We start from the raw sequence: 25,135 nt of genomic DNA on the forward strand, positions 1-25,135 counted from the left end.
TCGTCGTCCCGGGGCGGTTGTCCGTCACCGCCCGCGGATCGTCGCACCGGGCCTACTGCCGCCCGCAGATCACCGGCTACTCGCTCGACCTGTCCCGGAGCATCTCGATCCCGTGGTCCACGACCGCGTCGGTGACGAACAGACTCGTCTCCGTCTGCAGCGATCGCATCGACTCGACCGCCTGCTCCTCGGTCAGTTCGCCACGGTTGAACGCGAGTGCGACGACGCCGATCGAACCGTGTACGCCGACGCCTGATTCCTTCGCTGCCTCCCTCGCCGTCAGATCGTCGGTCAGGAGAACGGCGTCACGACCCGTCGCGACCGCCAGTGCGGCCGTTTCACCCTCGTCTAGCCCAGTGCCGAACTTCCGTTCGTCCGTTTCGGCGACGACCAGTTCGAACTCGAGTTTCTCGAACCCTTGTGGAACGCCTCCGGCTTCCAGTTCGCCTCGAACGGTCTCCGGGACGTACAGTTCGTCGACGGTTCCCAGAAGCTCTATCGCGTCGATCTCGGCCAAGTGGATGATGGGGCCGGCGTCGGCGACGGCGACGATCACGCCGTCGAGCCCCAGCGCACGTCCTCTTCGACCGCTTCTGCCTCCCGCTCGACCCGTCGGAGTCGTTCCTCACCGACAGCTTCGAGCGCTTCGGCTCGCGGTATCTCCCCACTCAGGTACCGGGAGACGACGAGGTCGAACCACATGTCCTCGACCCCGCGCTCCAGCGCCTGCTCGAAGACTTCCGACTCGGGAACGCCGCGCTCGTCGGCGATCTCCCGAACGCGCTCGGTGAGGTCCGCAGCCATGGGGACAGATTCGTCGCTAAGACACTTAACTGTCCGGCCGTGGCCGTCACCGTCCGCAGATCGTCGTCCCAGGCCTACTGCCGCCCGCGGACCGTCGTCCCCGGCTGCTCGCCCGCGAGGAACGCCCCGATGCTCTCGGGGCCGAACACCGACGCCGGCGCGCCGAGATCGAGCAGTTGCCGCACCTTCGCGGCCATCCCGCCGGTCACGTCGGCGTCGGCGTCACTCCCGCCCAGCGCGTCGGCGGCGTCATCGAACGCGGTGATCTCGGGGATCACCTCGTCCTCCACGTCGAGCACGCCCGGCACCGTCGAACAGAGGCCGATGCGCTCGGCGGCGAGGTGCGCCGCGGCGGTCGTGACGATCTCGTCGCCGGAGAGCACCGTCACGCCCTCTCCCGCCGTCGCGATCACGTCGCCGTGGAGGACGGGGACGAACCCCTCCTCCAGCATCGTCGCCGCTTGGTTCATCGGCAGGTCGAGCTCGCCGCCGGCGTCCCGAGCCCCCGCGGAGAGCGGGTGGACCGGAAGCGCGGGCACCCCGCGCTCGTGGAGTCGGGAGAGCACGAACTGATTGAGCGTCTTCATCGCGCTGTGAATCGCGATCGCGTCCGTGGCGTCGCCGCTCCCGTCGGTCGTGGTGACGCCCGCCTCGCTGGCGTGGTGGTGGCCGAAGCTCCCGCCGCCGTGGACGAGCACCAGTTCGGACACATCGCCGTTCTCAATCGCATCCGCGACCGCGTCGGCCGCCGCGTCGAGCGCTTCGCCGTCCAGCGTCTCCGCGCGGTCCTTCTCGGTGATCACCGAGCCGCCGAGCTTGAGGATCGTCGGGCTCATTCCTCCGCACGCACCCCCTCGGTCGCGAGTTCGGCGCGGAACGCCTGCTCACAGCCCGGCGAGTACTCCAGCGCCCGCCGGGTGGCCTGCGTGCGATCGAGAGCGACGATGCAGCCGCCGCCGCCCGCACCCGTCAGTTTCGCGCCCTCCGCTTCTGCCTCGCGGGCGGACCAGACCATCCGGTCCAGCGAGCGCGAGGAGACGCCCAGCGCCGACAGCAGCCCGTGGTTGAAGTCCATCAGGTTGCCGAGTTCGTCGAGCAACACGGGGCTGGGCTCCTCGCCGGGCTCGGCCTCGGCCAGTAGCTGCTCGCCCTCGCGGGTCAGGTCGCCGATCGTCTCGACGGTGTCGGCGGCGAACTCGTACTCCTCCTTGAGCGCGCGAACGCCGGCCACCAGTTCGCCCGTGTCGCCCGCGCCGCCGTCGTAGCCGATGACGAGGGGGAGTTCGGGCGCCTCGATCGGGCGCGTGTCGTCGCCCTCGACGCGGACCGCGCCGCCCATCGCCGAGCAGTACGTGTCCGCACGGGAGGCTTCCCCGCCTTGCACGGTCGATTCGGCCTGATACGCGCGGTCGGCGAGCTCCTCGGGGTCGATCGACTCGCCACGCGAGCGCACCGCGGCGTCGATCGCGGCGACGACAACCGCGGCGGAAGAGCCCAGCCCGCCGCCCAGCGGGATGTCGCTCTCGATGGTCACGTCGAACCCCGCCTCGGGGTCGTCCAGCGCGTCGCGGGCCTGCCCCAACGCCTCGTCGACGTAGCCGGTCGCGGCTTCGACCAGCGTCGAGGGGACGTCTACGTCGGGCTGCTCGTCGGCGTCGTTTCCCCACTCCACGGTGAACCCGTCGAGGGTGAGCTCGTCGGCCTCGACGCGGACGCGGTGGTCGTCGCGTGGCTCGACGCTCACCCGTGCCCGGCGCTCGATCGCGCAGGGCACCGCAGGCTCGCCGTACACCACGGCGTGCTCCCCGAACAGGTACACCTTGCCGGGGGCGCTCGAAGTCGTCATGTCCGAACGCTCGCTCTCGATCGTTACAGTCGTTCCGACTGCTACTCGTCGGGCTCGTAGGCGTGCACGTCGCCGTCGGCCTGCGGCGCGCCGACGGCCAGCACCTCCGCGGCCCCCTCGGCGTCGTCGGAGCAGTACGTCCGGTGGGGGCTCTCGGGCTCGGCCGCGAACAGCTCGTCGGCGCCCACTTCGAACGTCCCCTCGGGTGTCTCGACCTCGATCGCCCCCGAGAGCACGTAGAACGCCTCCTCCTGCTCGTCGTGGTAGTGGTACGCCAGCGGAATCTCCTCGCCCGGCTCGACGCTGTAGCGGTTGAGAGCTACCTGCGTCAGTCCCGCGGCCTCGGTCAGCCGTCGGAGTTCGCACGGTCGGTCGGGGGCCGGCTCCACGTCTTGTGTTCGCACGGTTCGATAGCCCATGGGTGTACCTGTATGAGAGTCAGGAAAAGCCCGTCGTCGGCGTGGTTGGACGGTACGGTAGCCTGATTGTTGGGTGCTGAGACAGCAACCACACGGCAGCAGCAACTCGAGGCTAGACCACTTGTAACCGCCCCGCCCCGCACAGCCCACAGACCTCCCCAGCCGACTCCTTCCCTCGCTTCGCTCGGTCACTCGTCCTCCGAGGGAGCGGAGCTCCCTCGTGCCCTCGTTCGGTTCACTCACGAGGACCTCGCGCGCTCGTTCGCGCACGGAGGCGTCGTGCGGGCGATCCACGCGTCGCCCGCACTGCCAGCGAGACCGCCGGTCTCGCCCTGCTCACGTCGCGCGCCGACAGCCACAGCGGTAGCGGTGGACGCCTCGCGCTCGCCAGCGGTCGGCGAGCGCGGGGGGAGGGGTGGGGACTCGGTGCTGCGCCGAACCTCGTGTTCGGCGCACTGCGGTCGCAAGTGGTCGACGATCGAGTTGCTGTTGCGGTTGCTGTCTCAGTCGCCAACAATCGAGTTGCTGTCTCAGTTCCCAATGAACGAGGAGCTACCCACACGAACGAGTGCGATTCACGAAACCCAGCCGAGACCTCGGCAGACGACACGGCGCCGCCGCTACCCGGACAGAACTGAACGCAGAAAGGATCTCGACGGGCCTACAGCCCGGCCTCGAAGTCTTCGAGGGCGTAGCTGGGCTCGGCGCCGCGGCGGTCCAGCGTCTCGTTGGCCAGCAGCCAGTAGACCACCGACAGCGCGCGTCGACCCTTGTTGTTGGTCGGGATGACCAGGTCGACGTTCGAGACGGCGTTGTTCGAGTCACACATGGCGATGACGGGGATGCCGACCGTGATGGCCTCCTTCACCGCCTGCGCGTCGCCGATCGGGTCCGTGACGACCACGACGTCCGGCTCGATGTAGCCGTCGTACTTCGGGTTGGTCAGCGTGCCCGGGATGAACCGGCCCGTGCGGGCGCGGGCGCCGATGGCGTCCGCGAACTTCTCCGCCGGGAACCGACCGTACTGCCGCGAGGAGGTGACGAGCACCTGCTCGGGGTCGTAGTTGGAAAGGAACTCCGCCGCGGTCCGGATGCGGCCGTCGGTCTGGCTCACGTCGAGGACGTACAGCCCGTCGTCCCGGACGCGGTGGATGAACCGCTCCATGTCCTTGGTCTTCTGCTGGGTCCCGATGTGGACCCCAGCGGAGAGGTAGTCCTCGACGGGAATGAGGAGGTCTGCTTCCTCCTCGTCCGGCATGACGTTCTCGTCGAACCGGGACTCCTCTTCCTCGGCCTCGTCGGCCTGTGCTGTTTCTGCCTCGGCGTCCGAGGCGGGCTCTGCCGCCGCGTCGGAGTCGGCGACCTCGTCGGCCACGTCCTCCTCGGCGGGTTCTGTGTCGTCGTTCTCGCTTTCGCTCATACAGCGTCCTCCGCGATGCGGATGAGTTCGTTGAGTTTGGCGGTTCGCTCGCCCCCGACGGTGCCCGTCTTGATGAACGGCGCGCCGGTCGCGACGGCGAGGTGTGCGATCGTCGTGTCCTCGGTCTCCCCCGAACGGTGGGAGATCACGGGCGTGAACCCGTTGCGGCTCGCGGTCTCGATGGCGTCGACCGCCAGCGAGAGCGTCCCGATCTGGTTCGGCTTGATCAGGATGCTGTTGCCCGCGCCCCGCTCGATACCCTGCTGGAGTCGCTCGGTGTTAGTGACGAACAGGTCGTCCCCACACAGGAGCGTCTCCTCTGCTCGCGGGCTTCGCCCGCTCGCGTTCGAGGCGCTCCGCGCCTCGCTACCGACTCGGTCGGTGAGTTCGGCGAACCCCTCGAAGTCGTTCTCCTCTACGGGGTCCTCGACGTACGCGAGGTCGTACTCCGCGACCAGTTCGGCCACGTAGTCGACCTGCTCTGCGGGGCTTCGGCTCCGGTCGCCGTACTGGTAGGCGTCGCCGTCCCAGAGCTCCGAGGCCGCGATGTCGAGACCGAACTCGATCTCGAACCCGACGTCCTCGGCGACCTGCTCACAGGCCGTCGCGACGATCTCGAACGCCTCGCTGTCGTCGATCGACGGCGCCCACGCGCCCTCGTCACCTTTCGCGGCGGGGATGCCGCGCTCGGTGAGGAGCTCGCCCACGGTCTCGTGGACCGCGGCGTTTGCGAAGGCCGCCTCCGCGACGGAGGGAGCCCCGACCGGCGCCGCGAGGAACTCCTGGATGTGGGTCGCGTCGGCGGCGTGCTCGCCGCCGCCCACGACGTTGCCCAGCGGCACCGGGAAGTTGTCCCCCCGGAACGTGCCGCCGAGATGTTGGTACAGCGGCGCCCCGAGCACGTCGGCGCCGGCCTTGGCGGCCGCCATCGAGATGGCGACCGCGCTGTTGGCGCCGATCTCCGAGAAGTCCTCGGTGCCGTCGGCGCCGCGCAGCGCGGCGTCGACCTCGCGCTGGTTCCCCGCGTGGACCTCCTCCACGAGTCGGGGGACTGCGTGCTTCCGGGCCGCGGCGATCGCCTCGCCGGGCGGGAGCTCGACGGCCTCGTGCTCGCCGGTGCTGGCCCCGGATGGGGCGGCCGCGCGGCCGAAGCCGCCCGACCGCGTCAGCACGTCGGCCTCGACCGTGGGGTTGCCACGGGAGTCGAGCACGCGCCGGAGCGAGACGCCGCTGATGCGCGTCATTTGCCCTCCCGTCGAACGGTGAACGGCAGGACACCGGCGTCGTACTCCTGTGCCGCGATGAGGTACGGTTCGGTGCGATCAGTCTCCACGAGTACCGGCGCGCCGTAGGACAACTGCAGCGCTCGGGCGCCGATGATGCGGGCTTTCTCGTACCGATTGAACTCCGTGCTCATTGGTAGGGGGAGACGACGTCCACCAGATCGCGGTGGCTCACCATCATGCGCCGGCAGCAGTGCCGATCGACGCCGAGGTCGTCGAGCACCGCCGCGGGGTCCTCGTCGCCGTCACGCGCTCGTTCCTCGAACTCCTCCCAGTGTTCCCCGATGACCTTGCCACACGAGAAACACCGGACGGGTATCATCATGGTTTGATCACCTCAGCGGTAGGACTTCTGGTAACGGGCACGCGCGCCGGGCCCGCCCCACTTCTTCGGTTCGGACTGCCGGGAGTCGTTCACCAGCAGCGAGCGGTCGAACTCCATATAGGCGTCGCGGAGTTCGGCGTCCTGCAGGTGCTGGACGAGCCCGCGGGCGATCGCGGTGCGGGCCGCGTCGGCCTGCCCCGCGAAGCCGCCGCCGGAGACCGACACGTCGATGTCGATCTCCGAGCGGAGGTCGTCACCGGCGATGCGGAACGGCTCCAGCATCTTGAGACGGGAGAGCTCCGGTTCGACCAGCTCGACGGGCTGGGAGTTGATGCGAACGCGACCCTCGCCCTCGCTCACCGTGGCGCGGGCGACGGCCGTCTTCTTCTTGCCGGACGTGTTCGTTACCATGTCTTGTTGGCGCCGAGGGTCTCGGAGATCTCACCGAGCGTGGTGAACTTGATGTTCGAGAGCCGGTCGAGCGAGGTGCCCTCGAGCACCTCACCGTCGCGGTCGTGGGGGTTGCCCACGTAGATGCGGATACTCTCGAAGGCCTCACGGCCGCGATCCTGCTTGTACGGCAGCATCCCGCGCACCGAGCGCTTGAAGATGCGGTCCGGGCGCTTGGGGTAGTACGGCCCCGAGTCCGAACCGAGGTTCGCTCGCGTGCGGTAGGTGTCCATCGTGGCCTCCTCGTTGCCAGTGATCACGGCCTGCTCGGCGTTGATCACGGCGACACGGTCGCCGTCGAGGGCGCGCTGGGCGACCTCGCTGGCGACGCGGCCCATGATAGCGTCGCGGGCGTCGACGACGAGGTCGGCCTCCCACTCGGCGACGCTCATCGGATCACCCGCACGTTGCTGCCTTCGGGGTTGTTTTCGAGTTCCTGTTCGAGCTGTACTGCCTCGCCGACCTGGTCGATCTTCTTCCGGGCGGTGCCGGAGAACTCGACCGCGGCGACGGTAACGTCTTTCTGGAGCACACCGCTACCGAGCACCTTGCCGGGCACGACGACTGTCTCGTCTTCCTGGGCGTATCGCTCGATGCGACCCAGGTTGACCTCTGCGTGCGTGCGGCGCGGCTTCTCAAGTCGTTCGGCGACGTCGGCCCACACGTTGGCACCGACGTCGCGGGAGACCGACTTGAGCTCGGCGATGAGGCTCCCTAGTCTCGGGTTCGTCTTGTTGCTACTCATGGATTGACCTCTGAAGTGGAGTTGCCTCCGAAAAACTGAGAGTGCAGGGAGCAGGATTTGAACCTGCGGACCTCTACAGGACAGCGCCCTGAACGCTGCGCCGTTGGCCTGACTTGGCTATCCCTGCCTGCACTCTCGTGTACTCGATGTCCCTTGAAAGCGGTTTCGGTCCGCAGCCACGACGCGCCGGCGCCGGGGCTCCCGGATCGGGGGCTGGCGTCGGGGTGTCGTGGACTTTGGAACATTAGACTGCGACTTTCTCTTGCAGTTCGTCCGCGCGTGACTCGATCGACTCGATCCCGCGGAGCACCAGTTCTTCGACCGTCATCGAGCCGTCCGTCTCCACGTGGAAGACGAAGGCCCCGGGCACGTCCTCGACTTCGAGTTCCTTTCCGGGGTAGCGCTCGGTCAGGTCGTGATCGAACTCGTCGGTCGGGACCAGCTCACCCTCCTCGGTCTCGATGACCCCGCGGAGGATGTTGGTCTCTTCCTCGTCGAACTCGCCGCGGTCGCCGACGACCGACACCGTCCGCAGGTGACGGTAGCCGACCGCGACGCCCCCCGACTGCTTGGCGTGGCTCTTGCCGTCGTCAAGGACGGCCTCGGCCTCCAGCTCGATGCGCTGGTTCTCGCCGCTGGGGTTCTCGTTGAGTTGGATGATCGGGATGTCCTCGTCGGCGGGCTGGACGTCGGGGTCCGAGGACTCGATATCCCCGGAGTACGCCGTGTCCGGCCCCTCGACGTCGAGCGCGAGGGTGACGGTGTCACCGTACTCGAAGTCGTCGGGCGTCGTCAGCGGGACGAGCCCGAGCCGGAGCCCGATCATCTCGTCGAACATCACCGAGGAGTTCTCCACGACGTGGAGGGTGTCGATGCTCAGCGTGGGCACGTCCGCGATCATCGCCCGGCGGAGCCCGTTGGCGAAGGCCGGGGTGAGACCGCGCACGAGGATCCGCGCCTCGCGATCGTCGCCTCGGATGTACTCGACGTCGAATTCGTCTGCCATGTGTTACAGTCGGTTCTTCTTGGGTGCGCGCGTCCCGTCGTGGGGAAGCGGGGTCACGTCCTCGATGCGGCCGATCTCCAGGCCCGCGCGGGCGAGCGCTCGGATCGTCGCCTGTGCACCGGGGCCGGGCGACTTGGTGTCGTTGCCACCCGGACCGCGGACACGGACGTGGACGCCGCCGATACCGGCGGCCTTCACGTCGTCGACGACCGCCTCGGCCATCTGCATGGCCGCGTACGGCGACGCCTCGTCGCGGTTCTGCTTCACGACCGTCCCACCGGAGGACTTCGCGACTGTCTCGGCGCCGGTGGCGTCGGTCACCGTGATCAGCGTGTTGTTGAACGACGCGAACACGTGTGCGATGCCCCACTTCTCGTCGTCGTCGGCTGTGGACTCGCTCTGGCTCATTCGTCTTGACCCTCCGCGCGTGCGGGGTGGAGTTCGTCCGCGAGAACGGAGTTCTCGTCGAACTCGATGTCGTCCTCCTCCGAGACGGTCACGAACTTCGAGGGCTCGGTGACCCGAGCGCCGTCGACGGTGACGTGGCCGTGGACGAGGAACTGCCGAGCCTGCTGGGGCGTCGACGCCAGCCCCTGTCGGTAGACGACGGTCTGGAGACGGCGCTCCAGCACGTCGGTCTCGTCGAGACCCAGCACCTCGGTGATGTCGTCGTTCTCGTTGAGGATGCCGATCTTCCGGAGCCGAGCGACGAACTCGTCGCCCTGCTCGTTGGCGGCCTCGACGTCGCCCTGTGCGGCGCCGAGCAGCCGTCGGGCCTCGCGGCGGAAGTCACGCAGGCGCGACTGTGCGCGCCAGAGCTCTTCCTTGCTCTCGAGCCCGTAGCGGTCGACCAGCCCGGCCTCCTCGGCGATACGCTCGCCCTGGAACGGGTGGTTCGGCGTCTCGTAGCGTTTGGTGGCGTTACCTGTCGTCATTCTGCCTCATCCTCCTCCATCTCCTCGCGGATCTCCTCGATGTTGACCCCGATGGTCCCCTCGGTTCGACCCGTGGACTTGGTCCGCTGTCCGCGGACCTTCTGCCCGCGCTCGTGGCGGACGCCCTTGTAGGAGCTGATCATCTTCATGCGGTTGATGTCGTGGCGCCGGGACTCCTCGAGATCGCCCCCGGTCTCGTGGGTGGTCTCGCCGGAGAAGAAGTCCTTCTGCCGGTTGGCCATCCACTCGGGGACGTGATCGCCGAGGTTCTCGACGACCTCGACGACGCTGTCGATCTCGTCGTCCTCGAGGCGTCCGATCGTCGCCTGCCGATCTACGTCGGCCTCGTCGGCGACGATGCGCGCCATGCGCTTGCCGATGCCTTTGAGTTCGCTGAGGGACCGCTCGACGGATTTGGTCCCGTCCAGGTCGGACTGCCCGATCCGGACGAAGTACTGGAGGTCCTCGTCCCCCTCCGCCTCGCCGTCCGTTGGTTCTTCTGCACTCATATCTGGTTGGTGTCGGTGCGAGCGTTGCGGCGGGGATTTGAACCCCGGAGGCTGTGCGCCACAGAGTTAGCAACCCTGCGCCTTGGGCCAGGCTAGGCTACCGCAACCCGCGTTGTCTTCTATCGTCGCCCGATTCCTCGGACTCGGGACGCCGTGCCCCTACAGTTCACTACACCCATCGCTTCCGGGAGTACACACTTAAACATCACGGAACGGGGGTGGGTGTGTGAGACGGAAACACCGCCGACAGCGGCGGGCCGATCGCCCGACGTGGCTGCCACGCGCCGTCGACTACAGATCCAAAATCTCTCGGGCCTCCGCCGTCGACGCCACCGGGCGACCCAACTCCTCGGCGATCCGGACGGTCCGCTCGACCAACTGCGCGTTGCTCTCGGCCTGCTCGCCTTTCGCGTAGTAGAGGTTGTCCTCCAGCCCCACGCGGACGTGCCCGCCCAGCAGGATCCCCATCGTCGTCAGCGGGAGCTGGTGGGGGCCGAACGCGAGGACGTTGAACTCCGCGCCGTCGGGCACGTTCTCCACCATGTTCAGCAGATTTCGGGGGCTGGGGATCGTCGTCGTCCCGCCGCCGAATACGAGGTTCACGTACGGCGGCTCGGCGAGTTCGTCCCAGATCCGCAGCGACTCGTTGAGGTGGCCGCCGTTGAACACCTCCAGTTCGGGCTTGATACCGCGGGCTTGCATCTCCTCGTGGAGCGCGTCGACGAGCGCCCGGGTGTTCTCGCTGGTGAGGTGCTGGTAGCGGTTGAGCGGCCCCATGTCCAGCGACGCCATCTCCGGCGCAGGATCGGTCCGCAGCGGCTCGGCCCGGAGCGCGTCGGGCGCAGCCGTCCCGCCGGTGGAGTGCTGGATCACCACGTCGTCGGTCGCATCACGGACCGCCTCGGTCAGCGCCTGAAACCGCTCGGTCGAGAACGCCCGTTCCCCGGAGTCCTCGCGGGCGTGGAGGTGAAGGATGCTCGCCCCCGCCTCCTCCGCGGCCGCCGCCGCGTCGGCCACTTCGGCGGGGCTCTCGGGGACGTTCGGGTTGGCCTCCTTCCCGTGGACGCCGCCGGTGAGCGCGGCGGTGACGATCAGCGGCTTCCCGTCGCGGTAGTCGTCGTAGCTCACGAGCCGGCCTCCTCCGTCTCCGACTCGCCATCCGCCGTCGTTTCCCCACCGTCGAACCCGGTAATCGAGCCGAGCCCCGTCGCCTCGCGGTAGAACTCGCAGGCGGTCTCCGGGTCGAGCCCGTAGCGCTTCGCGCAGACGTCGGCCCGCATCGGCTGGACGAACGCGTCGACGGCGGTGCAGTACGGTCGCTCGCCGTCGAACTCGGCGCCGTCGCCGGCGCGCCGCCGTTCGAGGAACTCACAGCTGTCGGACATACCCGAGCGTGGCGCCGCCGACCAATCAAGCTACCTTCGGTGGCACACCACACGGCTCCGACGGACCGCCGGATTTTTTCGGGCGTTCCGGGTAGCCGGCAGCGTGTCCACCGACGGGTCTCCCGAACAGACTGACGACGTGGCTCGTCGGCTCGACGACGCCTTGGAGCGGGTCGCCCACGGCGCCGCCGTCTCGGTGCCGAGTATCCTGCTCCAGCGCGGGCTCACCGTCGTCTTCACCGCCGCGCTCACGAACGGCCTCGGCGCGGCGCCGTACGGGCTGTTCGCACTGGCCCGCCGCATCCAACGATTTCTTTCCCGGATCGTACTCGGGTTCCGGAGCGGGCTGAGCCGCTTCCTCCCGACCGCCGATCAGGCGGAGCGGAACGCGCTGGCGACGTTCGCGTCGCTGCTGTTGCTCGGTGTCTCGACCGTCTTCGGCGCCGGATTGTTCCTCACGGCGCCGCGGCTCACGGCGATGGCCGGCCAGAGCGAGCAGTTCGCGACGCTGCTCCGGGTGTTCGCGCTGGGGATGCCGGCGAGCGTCTGGCTGTTCACCGTGACCGAGGTGCTCCGCGGGATCGAGGCAGTCGCGCCGCTGAACCTCACACTCCGGCTGGCGTTCCCCGCCGCCCAGCTGATCGTGGGCATCGTGGGCGCGTTCGTCCTCGGCGACATCCTGTTCGTCGCCGGGGGCGTGCTGGCGGTGATGGGGCTCACCGGCGTCGGCGCCGCAGTTTGGATCGTCCGCGCCCGCGGGTTCCGCCCGCGCCTGCGCGGCCCAGACCTCCCGGCGCTGCGCCGGCGCTACCTCGACTACACGATCCCGCTGTTCCTCGGCGGGATCGCGACCACGACCCAGCGGCTGGGGTTCTACCCGCTGATCGCGGTGTTTCTCACGGGCGTCGCGGGCGGCGTGTTCTCCGTCGGGGTGCTGGTCTCCCAGCTCGTCCGCCTGCCGCTGATGGCGATCAATCAGTTCATCCCGCCGGTCGCGGCCGCACTCAACGAGCAGGGCCACGAGGAGGCGCTATCCCGGCTCTACCACGTCACCAGCCGGCTCGTCCTCGTCGGCGTCGTCGCCGCCGCGGTGCCCGTGGTGATCTACCGCGAGACGGTGATGGCGGCGTTCGGCCCGACGTTCACCGCGTACGCGCCGCTGCTGACGCTGTTCATTCTCGCACAGGTCGCCGCCTGCGCCGCGGGCAGCGTGGGCATCCTGCTGCGGATGACCGACCATCAGCGCGCGCTGCTGGTGACGAACGTCGCGATCACGACCGTGCTCGCGGTCGTCGCGATCCCGCTCACGATCGAGTTCGGGCTTGCGGGCGTCGTCTGGACGTACCTCCTGATGCTCACGCTCAACAACGGGATCGAAGTGGCGGTGCTCTACCGTCTCGAAGGGCTCCAGCCGTTCACGAAGCGCCACAGCTTCCCGCTGCTCGCCGCCGTCCCGTTCGCCGGAATCGCGTTCGCGGCCCGGATGGTCGCCCCCGGCCTCGTCGGCGCGGTCGTGGGGACGGTCACCGGGCTCGCGGCGTTCGCGGCGACGCTCAAGCTGCTGGGGTTCACGCCCGTCGAACGACGGCTGGCGGGGACGCTCGTGGAGCGGTACGGGGAGTTCCTTCCGGGTCGGTGAGGAGGAGACTCAGTCGGCGGCCGAGATGTACTTCTCGTTGATCTCGTACTCGCCGCGCTCGTTCTCGACGAGGTACTCGCCGTAGTAGGGGACGCGCTCGGCGACCACCTGCTCGAACGTCTCGCGGATCTCTTCGCGGCTCATCTCGCCCATCGACTGTAGGTCGTCGTTCCGGTTGAGACAGCCCTTCAGGTACCCCTCGTGGGTCACCCGGACTCGGCCGCAGTTGGCACAGAAATCGGCGTTTTCGACGGGGTCGACGATCTCGACCATCCCCCCCTGGAACTCGTCGAGTTCGGAGGGCTGGGGGGCGGCGGCGACCGACTCCGCCGTCTCGGGGTTGACGAAGTAGCGCTTGCGGTAGTGCATCTCGCGGTGTTCGACGTGTTCGGCGATGTCGTCGAGCCAGTCGTGGACGCGGTCGATGTCGATGTTCCACTCGGGCCGGCCCGTGAGTTCGGGCATGTACTCGATCAGCTGGAGCTGGAGCCCCTCGTTCTCGGCGACGTGTTCGACCATCCCCTCGACGTAGCCGGCGGTGTGCTCGAACACGACCATGTTGAGCTTCACGGGCGCGAGGTCGGCGTCGACGGCGGCCTGCACCCCCTCCATCACCTTCTCGTAGGCGCCGGACTTCGTGATCTCGGCGAACTCGTCGGGGTCGAGCGCGTCCTGCGAGACGTTCACGCGGTCGAGCCCGGCTTCTTTCAGGTCCTCGGCGCGGCCCGGGAGGAACGTGCCGTTGGTCGTCATCGACACCTCCATCTCGTCGGGCGCGCGGCGGATGATCTCCTCTAAGTCCTGGCGGAGCATCGGCTCGCCGCCGGTCAGCTTCACCGAGTCGACGCCGTACTCCGAGACCACGTCGAGGAAGCGCACCACGTCGTCGGTGTCCATCTCGTCGTCGCCGGGCTCCATCGGCCCGCGGGTGTCCCCCAGCCCCTCGTTGTGGCAGTAGACGCAGTCGAAGTTACACCGGTCGGTGAGGGAGACCCGGACCCCGGTCACCTCGCGGCCGAACTCGTCCGAGAGCGGCATTGGCTTAGGGTTCGTCCGGACGGGCTTAAGCCTCCGGGTGGTGACACCGAAAATGTAACTACTTGTGGTTTCGCTACCCCCACGACGGCGGTGTCGAGGGGTACAAAACCGACCTCGCGCCGGGACCCGGCTTCAAAACCCTCATTAGCCGAACGCGCCACCGCTCACTATGGACGAAGCCGCCGTACGCGACCTGCTCGCGGAGGTCGAGGACCCCTCCCTCGGCGACGACCTGGTGTCGCTGGGACTGGTCAACGCCATCGAAGTCGAGGACGGGACCGCGAAAGTGTCGCTCGCGCTCGGGGCGCCGTACGCCCCCCACGAGTCGGCGATCGCCGCCGATGTCCGGGAGAAACTGCAGGCCGCCGGACTGGAGGTCGAACTCTCGGCCAACATCCCCGACGATCAGGAGGGCGAGGATCAGGTGCTGCCGGGCGTGAAGAACATCATCGCCGTCGCCTCCGGGAAGGGCGGCGTCGGCAAGTCGACGATGGCGGTGAACATCGCCGCCGGCCTCTCGAAACTCGGCGCCGAGGTGGGGCTGTTCGACGCCGACGTGTACGGGCCGAACGTGCCCCGGATGCTCGACGCCGACGAGGCGCCGCGAGCCACCGACGAAGACACCATCATCCCGCCGGAGAAGTTCGGCGTGAAGCTGATGTCGATGGCCTTCCTCTCCGGCGAGGACGACCCCGTCATCTGGCGGGGTCCGATGGTCCACAAGCTCCTGACCCAACTGGTCGAGGACGTGGAGTGGGGCGAACTGGACTACATGGTGCTCGACCTCCCGCCGGGGACCGGTGACACGCAGCTGACCATCCTCCAGACGCTGCCGCTGACGGGGGCGGTCGTCGTGACGACGCCGCAGGACGTGGCAGTCGACGACGCCCGCAAGGGGCTGCGGATGTTCGGTAAGCACGAGACGCCGGTGCTGGGGATCGCGGAGAACATGGCCTCGTTCCGCTGTCCGGACTGTGGCAACGAGCACGAGATCTTCGGCGAGGGCGGCGGCCGGACGCTGGCCGACGAGAACGACCTGCCGTTCCTCGGCGGCATCCCGATCGACCCCGAGATCCGGCAGGGCGGCGACGAGGGGAAGCCGGTCGTGCTCCGGGAGGGCGAGACCGCCGACGCGTTCCGCGTGCTGACCGAGAACGTCGCCAACAACGTCGGCGTGATCCGCCGGCAGAGCGTCCAGCAGCATGGCTGGTGAGAACGGCGACGACCCGGACTGGGAGATGGCGCCCGAGGGCGACGCGACGTTCCCCGAGAACGAGGAGAAGCGCGAGGCGCTGCGGGAAGTCGCCGACGAAATCCGCGCCCGCGACGACTCCTCGGAGGCGTCGCAGATCGGGGCGTTCCTCTACCGCGTGTCGGACCTGTACAAGGCGGGCGAGGAGACGTCGATTCCGGAGATCTATATGAACATGCGGCACATCTTGGAGGTCCGGGAGCAGGGCGGTCTGGATCCGGACGAGTAGGCGTTTTCGTGTTTCTGGGTTGGGTTCGGTAACGCCGGAGCAGTGTACAGCGACAGCAACTCGATCGTTGACCACTTGTGACTGCACCGCCCCGCACAGCCCTCACTGCTCGCGGGTCGCTCCGCTCGTGGGAACTTCGGCGAGTTTTCCCGCCTCGCTCCCTCCCCGGCCGACTCACTCGCTCACGTCCGTTCGCTCGTTCGTCCGCCGAGAGAGCGAAGCGCTCTCTCGTCTCCTCGTTCGCTTCGGTCACGAGGACCGCGCGTGCTCGTTCGCACACGGGGCGTCGTGCGGGCGACCCGCGCATCGCCGGTACTGCCAGCGGGATCCCGGTCCCGCCCTGCTCACGTCGCGCGCCGACCGCCACAGCGGTGCGGTCGCGGTAGACACCGCGGGCCGGCAGTTGTCGCCGTCACCAGAACGCGAAGCGTTCTGGTTGGCTAACGGGAGCCGCAGGCTCTCGTCTGCCAATCAGAAATCTTCGATTTCTGATGACGGACCCTGTGTCCGGCGCCCTGCGGTCGCAGGCGGTCTAGCATCGAGATGCTGTCACAGTCGCTGTTACCGACAAACGGAGAGAAACCGGTAAGAGAAACGAATCAGTCCGCCTTTCGGTCGATCCGCTTTGCACACTCGAAACCGGCGACGATGCCGCCGTCGAGGCTGCGCTCGGGGTACTGGGCCTCGCTGGCCATCCCGGCGTAGTAGAGCCCGTCGGCCACGTCAGCTTCCAGATCGTACGGCACCACCGTATCCAGATACCCCTGCTCGTAGATCGGCGCGGCCCGCGGCGCCTTGGCCAGCCGGAACTGTTCGACGTGCTCGCGGCCGAACTCGGGGTACATCCCCCCGATCGCGTCGAGCCACTCCTGCTCGATCTCCTCGTCGTCGGCCGTCGCGAGCCACTCGTCCTCGCTCTGGACGTAGGAGGCGACGTAGAGGAGGTGTTGGCCGCCGTAGCGCGCCGGCGGCACGAAGTTCGTGTGCTCGATCAGCGCGCCGAAGGGGGCGTCGTCGGCGATGTTGAGCCAGTACGTGTCGGTCAGCGGGCGATCCATCGTCACGACCGCACACACCGCGCCTTGGAAGTCGATCTCGCAGGTGTAGCCCGCCAATTCCTCCAGCACGTTCGGCATCGTCGCGACGACGACGCCCTCGGTGTCGTGGGTCGTCGTTTCGCCGCCGGACTCGGTCGTCACCGTCTCGACGGTCCCGTCCTCGATCCCGAGGTCCGTGACCCGAGTATCGGTCCGGACGGTATCGCAGCCGACAGCGTCGATCAGTGGGTCCAGTAGCGCCTCGAACCCGCCCTCGGGGTAGCCGAGGATCTCGCCCCGGAGCAGGTCGCGCTCGCCGCGGAACTTGATGCGGGCGAGCAGCCACGCCGCGCTCACGTCGCCCTTCCGGTCGCCGAACTTCGCGTCGAGTAGCGGCTCGAAGAACGTCTCGTAGACGTTCTCGGTCGTGTGCTCCTTGGCGAACTCGACGGCCGACTGGTCCTCGAACGCTTCGAGCCGCTCGTAGGTGTCGAAGGCGGGGATGCCGCCCCGGACGTCGACGTCGAGGGTCAGCATCCCCAGCCGGAACTTATCGTAGACGCTCCAGTGGGGGAACGCGAGGATCTGCCACGGGGTGTCCATCGGGTAGGTCTCGCCCTCGATGCGGTAGGCATTCTTCCCGACCAGCCACTCGATGCGGTCGCCGACGCCAAGCTCGTCGGCGAGCCTGACGATCGTCTCCTCGGACTTCGAGAGGTGATGGTAGAACTTCTCGATCGGGTCGCCCGCAGTCTCGTAGCTGGCCGCGAGCCCGCCGAGCTCGTCGCTTCCCTCGAAGATCCGGACCTCGTGGCCGCGCTGCTGGAGGCTGTACGCGGCCGCGAGGCCGGCGATCCCGCCGCCGACGACGTGGTACATGGGTAGGGGAACGACGGCTGCACAGGAAAACCCTCCCGGTCTGCGGGCGACGGTCGCCGGCGGCGACCGCAGGGGATACTTTTTGCCGCCAGCGCCGGACAGTCCAGTATGGACTCGTTGCAGACGACCGCCGCTGGCTTGAGGGGGCGATGGTAGACGTCGCCCTCTCGGTCGGCCGGCTGCTCGTCGCGCTGGTGCTCGTCGCGTTGAACGGCCTGTTCGTCGCCGCGGAGTTCGCGTTCGTACGGGTGCGAGCCACCTCGGTCGAGCAGTTGGTCGATGAGGGACGCACCGGCGCGGGCGCGCTCCAGGACGTGATGACCGACCTCGACAACTACCTCGCCGTGACGCAGTTGGGGATCACTCTCGCCTCACTGGGGCTGGGGTGGGCCGGCGAGCCCGCGATCGCGTCGCTGCTGGAGCCCGTGCTGGGATCGGTGCTGCCGCCGACGTTCGTCCACCTCGTCGCGCTGGCTATCGGCTTCTCGATCATCACGTTCCTCCACGTCGTGTTCGGCGAGCTCGCACCCAAGACGTTCGCGATCGCCCGGACCGAGCGGATCTCGCTGCTGCTCGCGCCGCCGATGAAACTGTTCTACCTACTGTTCTACCCGGGGATCGTCGTGTTCAACGGCGCCGCCAACGCGTTCACGGGGCTGCTCGGCGTCGCGCCGGCGTCGGAGTCCGACGAGACGCTGGGCGAACGGGAGATCCGACGCGTGCTCGCACGCTCCGGGGAGGAGGGCGACGTCGACGTGGCCGAGGTCGCGATGATCGAGCGCGTGTTCGAACTCGACGACACCACGGTCCGGGAAGTGATGGTACCGCTGCCGGACGTGGTGAGCGTGCCGGCCGACGCGTCGCTCGACGACCTCCGGGAGGCCGTCGCGGCGTCGGGCCACACGCGCTACCCGGTCGTGGAGACCGACGAGCCGACACAGGTGGTCGGCTTCGTCGACGTGAAGGACGTGCTGAGTGCAGTCGGCGACGGCGAGTCGGCGGTCACAGCCGGCGATCTCGCCCACGAGGTCATCGTCGTGCCGGAGACCACGTCGATCGACGACCTGCTCGTGCAGTTCCGAGACGACAGCCAGCAGATGGCCGCGGTGATCGACGAGTGGGGCTCGTTCGAGGGGATCGCTACGGTCGAGGACATCGTGGAGGCCGTCGTCGGCGACCTCACGGACACGTTCGACGAGGCCGAACCGGCGATCCACCGGCGGAGCGACGGTGGGATCGACGTAGACGGCGGCGTCGCGATCGGCGCGGTGAACGACGTGCTCGGGACCGAGTTCGGCCACGAGGGCGTCGAGACGGTCGGTGGACTCGTGCTCAGCCGATTGGACCGCGCGCCCGAACACGGCGACAGCGTCGAGATCGACGGGCACGTCGCCGAAGTGACCGGCGTCGACGGGACGCGGATCGCGACGCTACGGGTCCGTGAGCGTGAGGATTCGGACGAGACTCCGGAGTCGGAGGAGCCCTCGGAGTCCGAGTAGTCACGCGACGACCCCTGCGAGACTGTTTTCAGAATTTCGCGACAGAAAACCGATCTTCAGGCTCGAGCGACCAACAGCGTCGTCCCCGAGCCGTCGACGAGGCGGACGTCCTGCAGTCCGGCGCCTTCCGCCGCCGCTCGGAGCGACTCGGCGTCGTGGACCGGGACCGCGATCGTCTCGCTGGTCGTCGCGGTGTCGCCGCTGTCCTCGTCGGTCGCACGGTAGCCCATCCGGAGGTCGATTCCGCCGCTGCTCGGGAGATCGGTCACCGAGCGCTCCATCCGGTAGCCGCTGCCGGTCAGCACGCCCAGCGACTCGACAGCATCGCGGACAGCGTCGGCGTCGGTGACCGCCCGCAGGAGGAGCGTTCCCTCGGGCGCGAGTCGGTCGGCCGCGGCCTCGATCAGGTCGGCGGGGTCGTCGACCGCCGGCGGCGCCGCGGGGCCGGCCATCGCGACCACGAGATCGAACGTCGCGTCCGTCGGCGGGTCGAGGGGGTTGCCGACGGCCACATCCGTGTCTGGGGCGCGGTGAGCCGTGAAGCGGAGCAGGTCGTGGTGGGCGTCGACGCCGAATGTGCGGTCGAAGCGGTCGTTCAGGTGGGCGAGCAGCGCGCCGACGCCACAGCCGAGTTCGAGGGCGTCGCCGGACTCGGGCGCGAACGCTCGGACCGCCTCGAAGTCGCCGGCGACGCGTTCCGCGTCGGTCAGGCGGTCGAAGACGGGCGCAAGCGTGGTGTGCAGCGAGTGCTCGCCGTCGGGGTCGCGGAGTAGGCGCTCGCAAGCGTCCGGGAACGTCGGTGCCGCGGGCCGGGGCATCTATGCGTCGTCCCCGGCGCGGCCGGCATCGTCGGTGTTGTCGCCGGACGCGTCCCCGGCGCGGCCGGCATCGTCGGTGTTGTCGCCGGACGCGTCCCCGGCGCGGCCGGCATCGTCGGTGTTGTCGCCGGACGCGTCCCCGGCGCGGCCGGCATCGTCGGTGTTGTCGCCGGACGCGTCCCCGGCGCGGCCGGCATCGTCGGTGTTGTCGCCGGACGCGTCCCCGGCGCGGCCGGCATCGTCGGTGTTGTCGCCGGACGCGTCCCCGTCGCCGGTCGTGCCGTCCCGTAGCCGAACGCGGACGCTCTCGGCGTGGGCTTCCAGCCCCTCCGCCTCGGCCAGCGTGGTGATGGTGTCCGAGAGGTCGGCCAACGCGTCACGGTCGAGGCGCTGGACCGTCGACGAACGCAGGAACTCGTCGACGGAGAGGCCGCCGTGGACCTTCGCGCCGCCGCCGGTCGGGAGCACGTGGTTCGTGCCGGTAGCGTAGTCGCCGGCCGCGACGGGCGCGTACGGACCGAGGAACACGCTGCCCGCGTTGTCGATGCGGTCGAGCAGCGCCTCGTCGTTCTCGGCCTGGATCGAGAGGTGTTCGGCGGCGTACTCCTCGGCGAACAGCACCGCCTCGGGCATCGAACGCGCGGCGAGCACGCCCGAAGCGTCGGAATCGAGCACCTCGCGGATCGTCTCCGCACGTTCGCGGTCGGCGAGCTGTCGCTCGGTCTCCTCCACAATCTCCTCGGCGAACGCGGCGTCGTCGGTGACGGCGACGACGCTGGCCTCCGGATCGTGTTCGGCCTGTGCGAGCAGATCGGCGGCGACGAACTCCGGGTCGGCAGTGTCGTCAGCCAGCACGAGGATCTCGCTCGGGCCCGCGAGGAAGTCGATCTCGACCTCGCCGCGGACCTCAGCCTTCGCGGCGGTGACCCAAGGGTTGCCCGGGCCGACGATCTTCTGGACCGCGTCGACGGTCTCGGTGCCGTAGGCCAGCGCGCCGATCGCCTGTGCGCCGCCCACCGAGTACACCGCGTCAGCGCCGGCCTCGTGGATCGCGGCCAGCGTGACGGGGTTGATCTCCTCCGCGGGCGGCGTCGCGACGGCGACGTGCTCGACGCCCGCGACTTTCGCTGGCACGACGCCCATGATCGCGCTGGAGGGGTAGGCGGCGGTGCCGCCGGGGACGTAGACGCCGACGCGCTCGATCGGTCGGAAACGCCGGCCGAGCTCGCGGTCCTCGAACTGTTCGCGCCAGCCGTCGGGGCGCTGGCGCTCGTGGAACGCCCGGACGTTCGCGACGGCGTCGCGGATCGCCGCCAGCGTGTCGTCGTCGACGTCCTCGGCCGCGCGCTCGGCCTCGGCGGTCACGTCGATGTTCGCGACGTCGACGCCGTCGAACTCCTTTGAGAGCTCCCGGACCGCCACGTCACCCTCCTCGCGTACCCGCGGGAGAATCTCCCGGACGTCTTCGCGGGCGCTCTCGACCCCCGAGTCCCGGTCGAAGAAGGCCCGGCGCTCGGCGGTCGAGAGCTCCGCGATCGCTCGTGGTTGCATAGTTCGCGTTCCACGCCGACGGCCTAAGGCGGTTGCGGATAGCCGTCGCTCGGTGGTGTGAACACACTGGGCGGCGAGTAGCCGCCGCTGGAACGTGTGAGTTCAGGGGTCCGCAACGCGGACGCCCGAATAGTTACTGCGTCGCGAAAACGCTGAGCCGAGTTACAGGCGGGTCAGGTTCGTCGCGCGCGGGCCCTTGTCGGCCTGTTCGATGTCGAACTCGACCTCCTGGCCCTCTTCGAGGTCGGGACCGCCGACGTCTTCCATGTGGAAGAACACGTCGTCGTCCGCGTCCTCAGTCTCGATGAAACCGTAACCGCCCGTGTCGTTGAAGAAATCAACCGTACCAGTCGCCATTACGTACCGACAAACTCGCGGCTGACTGTTAACCCCTTCGGTCCGGCCGGGACAGTGTCGAACCGCCGGCAGCCGCCCGTCCACAGGCCGACGGGCCTTTACTCGCCGGCGCCCCAACCCCACACAGTGAATCCAGAGGACGTGCGCGAGGAGTGGGCCGAGCGGACCGGCGAGTTCTCGCCGACGTACTACGCCCACAAGGGGCCGAACGAGGCCAGCGAGCAGGTGCGCGATCTCGTCTCGCACTTCCTCGACCGCGAGGCGCGCGTGCTGGAGATCGGCTGTAGCTCCGGCCGCCACCTCGCCCACCTCCACGACGGCGGCTTCGAGAACCTCCACGGGATCGAGATCAACGCGGACGCCATCAGCGTGCTCCGCGAGGAGTACCCCGACCTCGCGGCCGACGCGACGTTCCACGTCGGCGACGCCGGCGAGATCCTGCCTGAGTTCGACGACGGCGCGTTCGACGCCGTCTACTCCGTCGAGACGCTCCAGCACATCCACCCCGACGAGGCCGAGACGGTGTTCGACGAGGTCGGCCGGGTGACCGGGGACCTACTGCTGACCGTCGAGAACGAGTCCGCCCGCGGCGCGGGCGCCCGCGGGGAGACAGACGTCTCCTACGTCAACGACGAGTTCCCGCTGTACCACCGCGACTGGAAGGCGATCTTCGAAAAGCGGGGGTTCGCACAGCTGCTCTCGGAGTCGAGCAAGCGCCGGGACACGCTGCGAGCGTTCCGTCGGCCCTGAAGCGTCGGGGTGACTACTCCTCGTGCGGCACCGAGAGCACGACCGCCTCGCCGTCGATCACCGTCGTCGGCTCGTCGCCGTCGACGACTTCGGCGACAGTCTCGACGCGCACGCGGTCGTCGCCCAGCTCCGCGACGACCTCGACGCTCGCCCGAACCGTGTCGCCGGGACGAACCGGCGCCTCGAAATCGAGGTCCTGCGAGAGGTAGACAATATCCCCCGGGAGCGCGGCCAGCGCGGCGCTGATCAGTCCCGCACCGAGCATCCCGTGGGCGACGACGCCGCCGAAGAACCCCTCGGCGGCGTAGTCGGGGTCGGTGTGGAGGCGGTTCTCGTCGCCGGTGAGCTCGGAGTACGCCTCGATGGTCTCCTCGGTCACCTCGCGCTGTACTTCGGCGTCGTCGCCGACGGTCGCGACAGGCATACCCCAATCGAGTCCCGGCGGCACCGTAGCTACCCCGGTTCACATGTGAATACGGACCTTGATAGCCCGCGGGCGACAGTTCGAGGGTATGCCGACCGCACACAACGGCGACGTGGCCCTCTCCTACGATCGAGAGGGGCCGAGCGACGCGCCGACGGTAATCTTCGTCGAGGGCCTTGGCTACGGGAAGTGGATGTGGCAGTTCCAGCGCGACCCCCTCGCCGACTCCTACGACACGATCGTGTTCGACAACCGCGGGACGGGAGCCTCGGACTGCCCGGAAGGCCCCTACACGATCGACGAGATGGCCGAGGATCTGGGGGCGGTGCTCGACGACGCCGGCGTCGAGTCGGCCCACGTCGTCGGCGCGAGTATGGGGGGAATGATCGCCCAGCGCTTCGCGCTCGAGGACGACCGCGCCGCGTCGCTCGCGCTGCTCTGTACCTCCCACGGCGGCGAGGACGCCGTGCCGGTCCCGCCGGAGACACAGGCGTTCATGTTCGACGTGCCCGAGGACGCCGACGAGCGCGAAGCGATCCGGTACAAGATGACGCCCGCGATCTCCGACGGCTTCGCCGGATCGCACCCCGACCTGATCGAAGATATCGTCGACTGGCGGCTCGACTCCGACGCCAGCGAGGCCGGACGGAACGCACAGGCCGCTGCCGTACAGGCGTTCGACGCCGCCGACGAACTCGGCGGACTCTCGCTGCCGACGCTGCTCATGCACGGCACCGACGACGAGGTGCTGCCAGTCGAGAACGCCCACGCGCTGGCCGAGCGGCTCCCCCACGCGGAACTCGAACTGTTCGAGGGTGGCCCGCACCTCTTCTTCGTCGAGCAGGCCGAGAGCGTGACCGACCGACTTCGCGAGTTCCTCGACGACCATGCCCGGTAACGGAACCAATCCCGTCCACGGCCACAGCGCCCGGCCGTACGACTGGGTGGGCGCCTGGAGCGAGAAGCGCGCCGAACTCTCGCCGGACCGCGTCGGCCTCGTCGACGACACCACGGGGCGGGAGTTCACGTACGCCGACCTCGACGCGCGGGCGAACCGGACCGCGCGCCTGCTCTGCGACCACGGCGTCGCCGACGGCGAACGCGTCGCCGTCGTCTCCCGGAACCGCCCCGCGTTGGTCGACCTCTTTTTCGCCTGCGGGAAGACCGGCGGCGTGCTCGCCCCGCTCTCACACCGCCTCGCCGCACGGGAACTCGGTGAACTGCTCGCGAACGTCGAACCGGAACTGCTCGTGGTCGAAGCACCCTTCGCCGCAGCCGTCGAGGACGCGCTCGACCACGTCGATCTGGAGACGACCGTCCGCGCGCTGCCCGCCGAGGGGGAGCCGACGGTCGATCACCCCTCCCTGCTCGACGAGCGACCCGCGGACGACGCGCCGGTCGAGACCGCCGACCTCTCGATGGACGACCCAGCCCTCTTTCTCCACACCGGCGGCTCGACCGGGACGCCGAAGGAGACCGTGCTGACCCACGGGGGGCTGCTCTGGAACTCGTTCAACACCATCACGGCGTGGGGACTGCGCGAGGACGACACCACGCCGATGGTGTTCCCGATGTTCCACACCGGCGGCTGGAACGTGCTCACGCTCCCGCTGTTCCACATGGGCGGCGAGGTCCTCATCGCCCGGGAGTTCGACCCCGGCGAGGTGCTGGGGCTGGTCGAGCAGACGAACGCGTCGGTGCTCGTCGCGGTCCCCGCGGTGCTGCGGATGATGACCGAACACGACGATTGGGAGAGTACCGACCTCTCGACGCTGCGGTTCGCCAAATCCGGCGGCGGCCCGTGTCGCGACGCCGTCCTCCGCGAGTGGTGGGGCCGCGGCGTCGACCTCTCGCAGGGGTACGGGCTGACCGAGTGCGGCCCGAACAACTTCACGATGCCCGACGGCTGGCCCCGCGAGAAGGCCGACAGCGTCGGCGTGCCGGCGATGCACGTCGATGCCCGCGTCGTGGATGACGCCGGCGAGGAAGTCGAGCAGGGCGAAGTCGGCGAGCTCGAACTCGCCTCTCCCCACGCGGCGGACCGCTACTGGGGGAACGAGAGCGAAAGCCGCGGGACGTTCGGCGCCACGGGCGACGCCGAGCACGGCTGGGTCTCCACGGGCGACCTCGTCAGCGTGGACGAGGAGGGGTACTACTACGTCGAGGGTCGGAAGAAGAACATGTTCGTCTCCGGCGGGGAGAACGTCTACCCCGCCGCCGTCGAGAACGCGCTGACCGACCACCCGAAAGTCGACGAGGCGGTCGTCGTCCCGATCCCGGACGAGACGTGGGGCGAGGTGGGGAAGGCGGTCGTCGTCGGCGACGAGTCGCTCGGACTCGACGAACTGACCGCGTTCCTCGACGGGCGGCTGGCGTCGTTCAAACACCCGAAAGCGCTGGTGTTCGTCGACGAGATGCCGACCTCGGGACCGTCGAAGATCGACCGGACGTCCCTCAAAGAAGAGTTCGGGGAGTAGCTGTCGGGAGCCCAAAACCGGTGTTCGTCACCGCGGTCTCCCGGAACGCCCCGGGCGA

Annotated in this window: 30 protein-coding genes, 2 tRNA genes and 1 pseudogene; 7 read left to right on the top strand and 26 right to left on the bottom strand. The window is 68.8% G+C overall.

The window, feature by feature from the left end:
- Positions 1-76: 76 nt before the first annotated feature.
- From BN1959_RS10545 to BN1959_RS15060, 20 genes are all read right to left on the bottom strand, one after another.
- Positions 77-556, bottom strand: a complete 480-nt coding sequence (locus BN1959_RS10545; protein ID WP_053948619.1) for a nucleic acid-binding protein — start codon at positions 554-556, stop codon at positions 77-79.
- On the bottom strand, positions 553-804 hold the full coding sequence (locus BN1959_RS10550; RefSeq protein WP_053948620.1) for a hypothetical protein: 252 nt from the start codon (positions 802-804) through the stop codon (positions 553-555). Before BN1959_RS10550 ends, BN1959_RS10545 begins: the two co-directional genes overlap by 4 nt.
- A gap of 74 nt (positions 805-878) precedes the next feature.
- Complete coding sequence (locus BN1959_RS10555) at positions 879-1,640, bottom strand: isopentenyl phosphate kinase (protein ID WP_053948621.1); 762 nt, start codon at positions 1,638-1,640, stop codon at positions 879-881.
- A complete protein-coding gene (gene mvk / locus BN1959_RS10560; protein ID WP_053948622.1) occupies positions 1,637-2,650 on the bottom strand; it encodes a mevalonate kinase in 1,014 nt (337 codons plus the stop codon). The genes BN1959_RS10555 and mvk overlap by 4 nt, the downstream gene beginning before the upstream one ends.
- 41 nt (positions 2,651-2,691) lie before the next feature.
- Complete coding sequence (locus BN1959_RS10565) at positions 2,692-3,069, bottom strand: cupin domain-containing protein (RefSeq protein WP_053948623.1); 378 nt, start codon at positions 3,067-3,069, stop codon at positions 2,692-2,694.
- Between the two features lie 661 nt (positions 3,070-3,730).
- Complete coding sequence (gene rpsB / locus BN1959_RS10570; protein WP_053948624.1) at positions 3,731-4,489, bottom strand: 30S ribosomal protein S2; 759 nt, start codon at positions 4,487-4,489, stop codon at positions 3,731-3,733.
- Entirely contained in the window at positions 4,486-5,733 is a 1,248-nt protein-coding gene (eno, locus tag BN1959_RS10575; RefSeq protein WP_053948625.1) for a phosphopyruvate hydratase, read from the bottom strand. Before eno ends, rpsB begins: the two co-directional genes overlap by 4 nt.
- Positions 5,730-5,906: a DNA-directed RNA polymerase subunit K gene (locus tag BN1959_RS10580; protein WP_053948626.1), complete on the bottom strand. Its 177-nt coding sequence runs from the start codon at positions 5,904-5,906 to the stop codon at positions 5,730-5,732. Before BN1959_RS10580 ends, eno begins: the two co-directional genes overlap by 4 nt.
- Positions 5,903-6,097, bottom strand: coding sequence for a DNA-directed RNA polymerase subunit N (locus BN1959_RS10585; protein ID WP_053948627.1), 195 nt, complete (start codon positions 6,095-6,097; stop codon positions 5,903-5,905). The genes BN1959_RS10580 and BN1959_RS10585 overlap by 4 nt, the downstream gene beginning before the upstream one ends.
- A 12-nt stretch (positions 6,098-6,109) precedes the next feature.
- A complete protein-coding gene (locus BN1959_RS10590) occupies positions 6,110-6,508 on the bottom strand; it encodes a 30S ribosomal protein S9 (RefSeq protein ID WP_053948628.1) in 399 nt (132 codons plus the stop codon).
- Positions 6,502-6,939, bottom strand: a complete 438-nt coding sequence (locus tag BN1959_RS10595; protein WP_053948629.1) for a 50S ribosomal protein L13 — start codon at positions 6,937-6,939, stop codon at positions 6,502-6,504. Before BN1959_RS10595 ends, BN1959_RS10590 begins: the two co-directional genes overlap by 7 nt.
- Positions 6,936-7,292: a 50S ribosomal protein L18e gene (locus BN1959_RS10600; protein ID WP_053948630.1), complete on the bottom strand. Its 357-nt coding sequence runs from the start codon at positions 7,290-7,292 to the stop codon at positions 6,936-6,938. Before BN1959_RS10600 ends, BN1959_RS10595 begins: the two co-directional genes overlap by 4 nt.
- A 42-nt stretch (positions 7,293-7,334) precedes the next feature.
- Positions 7,335-7,419: transfer RNA gene (locus tag BN1959_RS10605), tRNA-Leu, on the bottom strand.
- A 117-nt stretch (positions 7,420-7,536) separates the two neighbouring features.
- Positions 7,537-8,298: a DNA-directed RNA polymerase subunit D gene (locus tag BN1959_RS10610; RefSeq protein WP_053948631.1), complete on the bottom strand. Its 762-nt coding sequence runs from the start codon at positions 8,296-8,298 to the stop codon at positions 7,537-7,539.
- 3 nt (positions 8,299-8,301) lie between these two features.
- On the bottom strand, positions 8,302-8,706 hold the full coding sequence (locus BN1959_RS10615) for a 30S ribosomal protein S11 (RefSeq protein WP_053948632.1): 405 nt from the start codon (positions 8,704-8,706) through the stop codon (positions 8,302-8,304).
- A complete protein-coding gene (locus BN1959_RS10620) occupies positions 8,703-9,233 on the bottom strand; it encodes a 30S ribosomal protein S4 (protein ID WP_053948633.1) in 531 nt (176 codons plus the stop codon). Before BN1959_RS10620 ends, BN1959_RS10615 begins: the two co-directional genes overlap by 4 nt.
- On the bottom strand, positions 9,230-9,742 hold the full coding sequence (locus BN1959_RS10625; protein WP_053948634.1) for a 30S ribosomal protein S13: 513 nt from the start codon (positions 9,740-9,742) through the stop codon (positions 9,230-9,232). The genes BN1959_RS10620 and BN1959_RS10625 overlap by 4 nt, the downstream gene beginning before the upstream one ends.
- 22 nt (positions 9,743-9,764) lie before the next feature.
- Positions 9,765-9,849 (bottom strand) — tRNA-Ser (locus tag BN1959_RS10630).
- A 184-nt stretch (positions 9,850-10,033) separates the two neighbouring features.
- Positions 10,034-10,870 carry a BKACE family enzyme gene (locus BN1959_RS10635; RefSeq protein WP_053948635.1) on the bottom strand — a complete coding sequence of 279 codons (837 nt, stop codon included), beginning with the start codon at positions 10,868-10,870 and terminating at the stop codon, positions 10,034-10,036.
- Complete coding sequence (locus tag BN1959_RS15060; protein WP_053948636.1) at positions 10,867-11,127, bottom strand: hypothetical protein; 261 nt, start codon at positions 11,125-11,127, stop codon at positions 10,867-10,869. Before BN1959_RS15060 ends, BN1959_RS10635 begins: the two co-directional genes overlap by 4 nt.
- 103 nt (positions 11,128-11,230) lie before the next feature.
- On the opposite strand from BN1959_RS15060, the gene BN1959_RS10645 reads away from it, so the two are divergent.
- A complete protein-coding gene (locus tag BN1959_RS10645) occupies positions 11,231-12,766 on the top strand; it encodes a lipopolysaccharide biosynthesis protein (RefSeq protein WP_053948637.1) in 1,536 nt (511 codons plus the stop codon).
- 9 nt (positions 12,767-12,775) lie between these two features.
- Here the strand turns inward: BN1959_RS10645 and moaA are convergent, their stop codons facing one another.
- The gene (gene moaA, locus BN1959_RS10650; protein ID WP_053948638.1) at positions 12,776-13,804 is read right to left on the bottom strand and encodes a GTP 3',8-cyclase MoaA; all 1,029 of its coding nucleotides are present in this window, start codon (positions 13,802-13,804) and stop codon (positions 12,776-12,778) included.
- Positions 13,805-13,973: 169 nt separating this feature from the next.
- Between moaA and BN1959_RS10655 the strand changes: the two genes are divergently transcribed.
- Both BN1959_RS10655 and BN1959_RS10660 read left to right on the top strand, forming a co-directional pair.
- Positions 13,974-15,017 carry an Mrp/NBP35 family ATP-binding protein gene (locus tag BN1959_RS10655; RefSeq protein WP_053948639.1) on the top strand — a complete coding sequence of 348 codons (1,044 nt, stop codon included), beginning with the start codon at positions 13,974-13,976 and terminating at the stop codon, positions 15,015-15,017.
- Positions 15,007-15,285 (top strand): hypothetical protein, encoded by a 279-nt coding sequence (locus BN1959_RS10660; RefSeq protein ID WP_053948640.1) that lies wholly within the window; start codon positions 15,007-15,009, stop codon positions 15,283-15,285. Before BN1959_RS10655 ends, BN1959_RS10660 begins: the two co-directional genes overlap by 11 nt.
- Before the next feature lie 599 nt (positions 15,286-15,884).
- Here BN1959_RS10660 and BN1959_RS10665 read toward each other — a convergent pair.
- A complete protein-coding gene (locus BN1959_RS10665; protein WP_053948641.1) occupies positions 15,885-17,201 on the bottom strand; it encodes an NAD(P)/FAD-dependent oxidoreductase in 1,317 nt (438 codons plus the stop codon).
- Positions 17,202-17,350: 149 nt separating this feature from the next.
- Between BN1959_RS10665 and BN1959_RS10670 the strand changes: the two genes are divergently transcribed.
- Entirely contained in the window at positions 17,351-18,700 is a 1,350-nt protein-coding gene (locus BN1959_RS10670; protein WP_053948642.1) for a hemolysin family protein, read from the top strand.
- Positions 18,701-18,756: 56 nt separating this feature from the next.
- Here the strand turns inward: BN1959_RS10670 and BN1959_RS10675 are convergent, their stop codons facing one another.
- The 3 genes and pseudogenes from BN1959_RS10675 to BN1959_RS10685 all read right to left on the bottom strand — a co-directional run bounded on the left by BN1959_RS10675 (position 18,757) and on the right by BN1959_RS10685 (position 21,426).
- The gene (locus tag BN1959_RS10675) at positions 18,757-19,518 is read right to left on the bottom strand and encodes a class I SAM-dependent methyltransferase (RefSeq protein WP_053948643.1); all 762 of its coding nucleotides are present in this window, start codon (positions 19,516-19,518) and stop codon (positions 18,757-18,759) included.
- A 285-nt stretch (positions 19,519-19,803) separates the two neighbouring features.
- Positions 19,804-21,069 (bottom strand): annotated as a pseudogene (hisD, locus tag BN1959_RS10680) (histidinol dehydrogenase); the annotation flags it as partial.
- A 162-nt stretch (positions 21,070-21,231) separates the two neighbouring features.
- Positions 21,232-21,426 carry a cold-shock protein gene (locus BN1959_RS10685; RefSeq protein WP_049980416.1) on the bottom strand — a complete coding sequence of 65 codons (195 nt, stop codon included), beginning with the start codon at positions 21,424-21,426 and terminating at the stop codon, positions 21,232-21,234.
- A gap of 126 nt (positions 21,427-21,552) precedes the next feature.
- Here BN1959_RS10685 and BN1959_RS10690 point away from each other — a divergent pair, with 126 nt between their 5' ends.
- A complete protein-coding gene (locus BN1959_RS10690) occupies positions 21,553-22,176 on the top strand; it encodes a class I SAM-dependent methyltransferase (RefSeq protein WP_053948644.1) in 624 nt (207 codons plus the stop codon).
- A 13-nt stretch (positions 22,177-22,189) separates the two neighbouring features.
- Here the strand turns inward: BN1959_RS10690 and BN1959_RS10695 are convergent, their stop codons facing one another.
- Positions 22,190-22,600 (bottom strand): MaoC family dehydratase, encoded by a 411-nt coding sequence (locus BN1959_RS10695; RefSeq protein ID WP_053948645.1) that lies wholly within the window; start codon positions 22,598-22,600, stop codon positions 22,190-22,192.
- An 88-nt stretch (positions 22,601-22,688) separates the two neighbouring features.
- Here BN1959_RS10695 and BN1959_RS10700 point away from each other — a divergent pair, with 88 nt between their 5' ends.
- Both BN1959_RS10700 and BN1959_RS10705 read left to right on the top strand, forming a co-directional pair.
- Entirely contained in the window at positions 22,689-23,498 is an 810-nt protein-coding gene (locus tag BN1959_RS10700) for an alpha/beta fold hydrolase (RefSeq protein ID WP_053948646.1), read from the top strand.
- On the top strand, positions 23,488-25,077 hold the full coding sequence (locus tag BN1959_RS10705) for an AMP-binding protein (protein ID WP_053948647.1): 1,590 nt from the start codon (positions 23,488-23,490) through the stop codon (positions 25,075-25,077). Before BN1959_RS10700 ends, BN1959_RS10705 begins: the two co-directional genes overlap by 11 nt.
- The last annotated feature ends 58 nt before the right edge of the window (positions 25,078-25,135 follow it).

The sequence above is a fragment of the Halolamina sediminis genome (assembly GCF_001282785.1).
In the GTDB taxonomy this organism is placed as follows: domain Archaea; phylum Halobacteriota; class Halobacteria; order Halobacteriales; family Haloferacaceae; genus Halolamina; species Halolamina sediminis.

Excerpts from the sequence above, each read along its gene's own strand:
- BN1959_RS10550 (WP_053948620.1), bottom strand. The coding sequence starts at position 804 with ATGGCTGCGGACCTCACCGAGCGCGTTCGGGAGATCGCCGACGAGCGC.
- BN1959_RS10555 (WP_053948621.1), bottom strand. The coding sequence starts at position 1,640 with ATGAGCCCGACGATCCTCAAGCTCGGCGGCTCGGTGATCACCGAGAAG.
- mvk (WP_053948622.1), bottom strand. The coding sequence starts at position 2,650 with ATGACGACTTCGAGCGCCCCCGGCAAGGTGTACCTGTTCGGGGAGCAC.
- BN1959_RS10565 (WP_053948623.1), bottom strand. The coding sequence starts at position 3,069 with ATGGGCTATCGAACCGTGCGAACACAAGACGTGGAGCCGGCCCCCGAC.
- rpsB (WP_053948624.1), bottom strand. The coding sequence starts at position 4,489 with ATGAGCGAAAGCGAGAACGACGACACAGAACCCGCCGAGGAGGACGTG.
- eno (WP_053948625.1), bottom strand. The coding sequence starts at position 5,733 with ATGACGCGCATCAGCGGCGTCTCGCTCCGGCGCGTGCTCGACTCCCGT.
- BN1959_RS10580 (WP_053948626.1), bottom strand. The coding sequence starts at position 5,906 with ATGAGCACGGAGTTCAATCGGTACGAGAAAGCCCGCATCATCGGCGCC.
- BN1959_RS10585 (WP_053948627.1), bottom strand. The coding sequence starts at position 6,097 with ATGATGATACCCGTCCGGTGTTTCTCGTGTGGCAAGGTCATCGGGGAA.
- BN1959_RS10590 (WP_053948628.1), bottom strand. The coding sequence starts at position 6,508 with ATGGTAACGAACACGTCCGGCAAGAAGAAGACGGCCGTCGCCCGCGCC.
- BN1959_RS10595 (WP_053948629.1), bottom strand. The coding sequence starts at position 6,939 with ATGAGCGTCGCCGAGTGGGAGGCCGACCTCGTCGTCGACGCCCGCGAC.
- BN1959_RS10600 (WP_053948630.1), bottom strand. The coding sequence starts at position 7,292 with ATGAGTAGCAACAAGACGAACCCGAGACTAGGGAGCCTCATCGCCGAG.
- BN1959_RS10610 (WP_053948631.1), bottom strand. The coding sequence starts at position 8,298 with ATGGCAGACGAATTCGACGTCGAGTACATCCGAGGCGACGATCGCGAG.
- BN1959_RS10615 (WP_053948632.1), bottom strand. The coding sequence starts at position 8,706 with ATGAGCCAGAGCGAGTCCACAGCCGACGACGACGAGAAGTGGGGCATC.
- BN1959_RS10620 (WP_053948633.1), bottom strand. The coding sequence starts at position 9,233 with ATGACGACAGGTAACGCCACCAAACGCTACGAGACGCCGAACCACCCG.
- BN1959_RS10625 (WP_053948634.1), bottom strand. The coding sequence starts at position 9,742 with ATGAGTGCAGAAGAACCAACGGACGGCGAGGCGGAGGGGGACGAGGAC.
- BN1959_RS15060 (WP_053948636.1), bottom strand. The coding sequence starts at position 11,127 with ATGTCCGACAGCTGTGAGTTCCTCGAACGGCGGCGCGCCGGCGACGGC.
- moaA (WP_053948638.1), bottom strand. The coding sequence starts at position 13,804 with ATGCCGCTCTCGGACGAGTTCGGCCGCGAGGTGACCGGGGTCCGGGTC.
- BN1959_RS10655 (WP_053948639.1), top strand. The coding sequence starts at position 13,974 with ATGGACGAAGCCGCCGTACGCGACCTGCTCGCGGAGGTCGAGGACCCC.
- BN1959_RS10660 (WP_053948640.1), top strand. The coding sequence starts at position 15,007 with ATGGCTGGTGAGAACGGCGACGACCCGGACTGGGAGATGGCGCCCGAG.
- BN1959_RS10665 (WP_053948641.1), bottom strand. The coding sequence starts at position 17,201 with ATGTACCACGTCGTCGGCGGCGGGATCGCCGGCCTCGCGGCCGCGTAC.
- BN1959_RS10670 (WP_053948642.1), top strand. The coding sequence starts at position 17,351 with ATGGTAGACGTCGCCCTCTCGGTCGGCCGGCTGCTCGTCGCGCTGGTG.
- BN1959_RS10675 (WP_053948643.1), bottom strand. The coding sequence starts at position 19,518 with ATGCCCCGGCCCGCGGCACCGACGTTCCCGGACGCTTGCGAGCGCCTA.
- BN1959_RS10685 (WP_049980416.1), bottom strand. The coding sequence starts at position 21,426 with ATGGCGACTGGTACGGTTGATTTCTTCAACGACACGGGCGGTTACGGT.
- BN1959_RS10695 (WP_053948645.1), bottom strand. The coding sequence starts at position 22,600 with ATGCCTGTCGCGACCGTCGGCGACGACGCCGAAGTACAGCGCGAGGTG.
- BN1959_RS10700 (WP_053948646.1), top strand. The coding sequence starts at position 22,689 with ATGCCGACCGCACACAACGGCGACGTGGCCCTCTCCTACGATCGAGAG.
- BN1959_RS10705 (WP_053948647.1), top strand. The coding sequence starts at position 23,488 with ATGCCCGGTAACGGAACCAATCCCGTCCACGGCCACAGCGCCCGGCCG.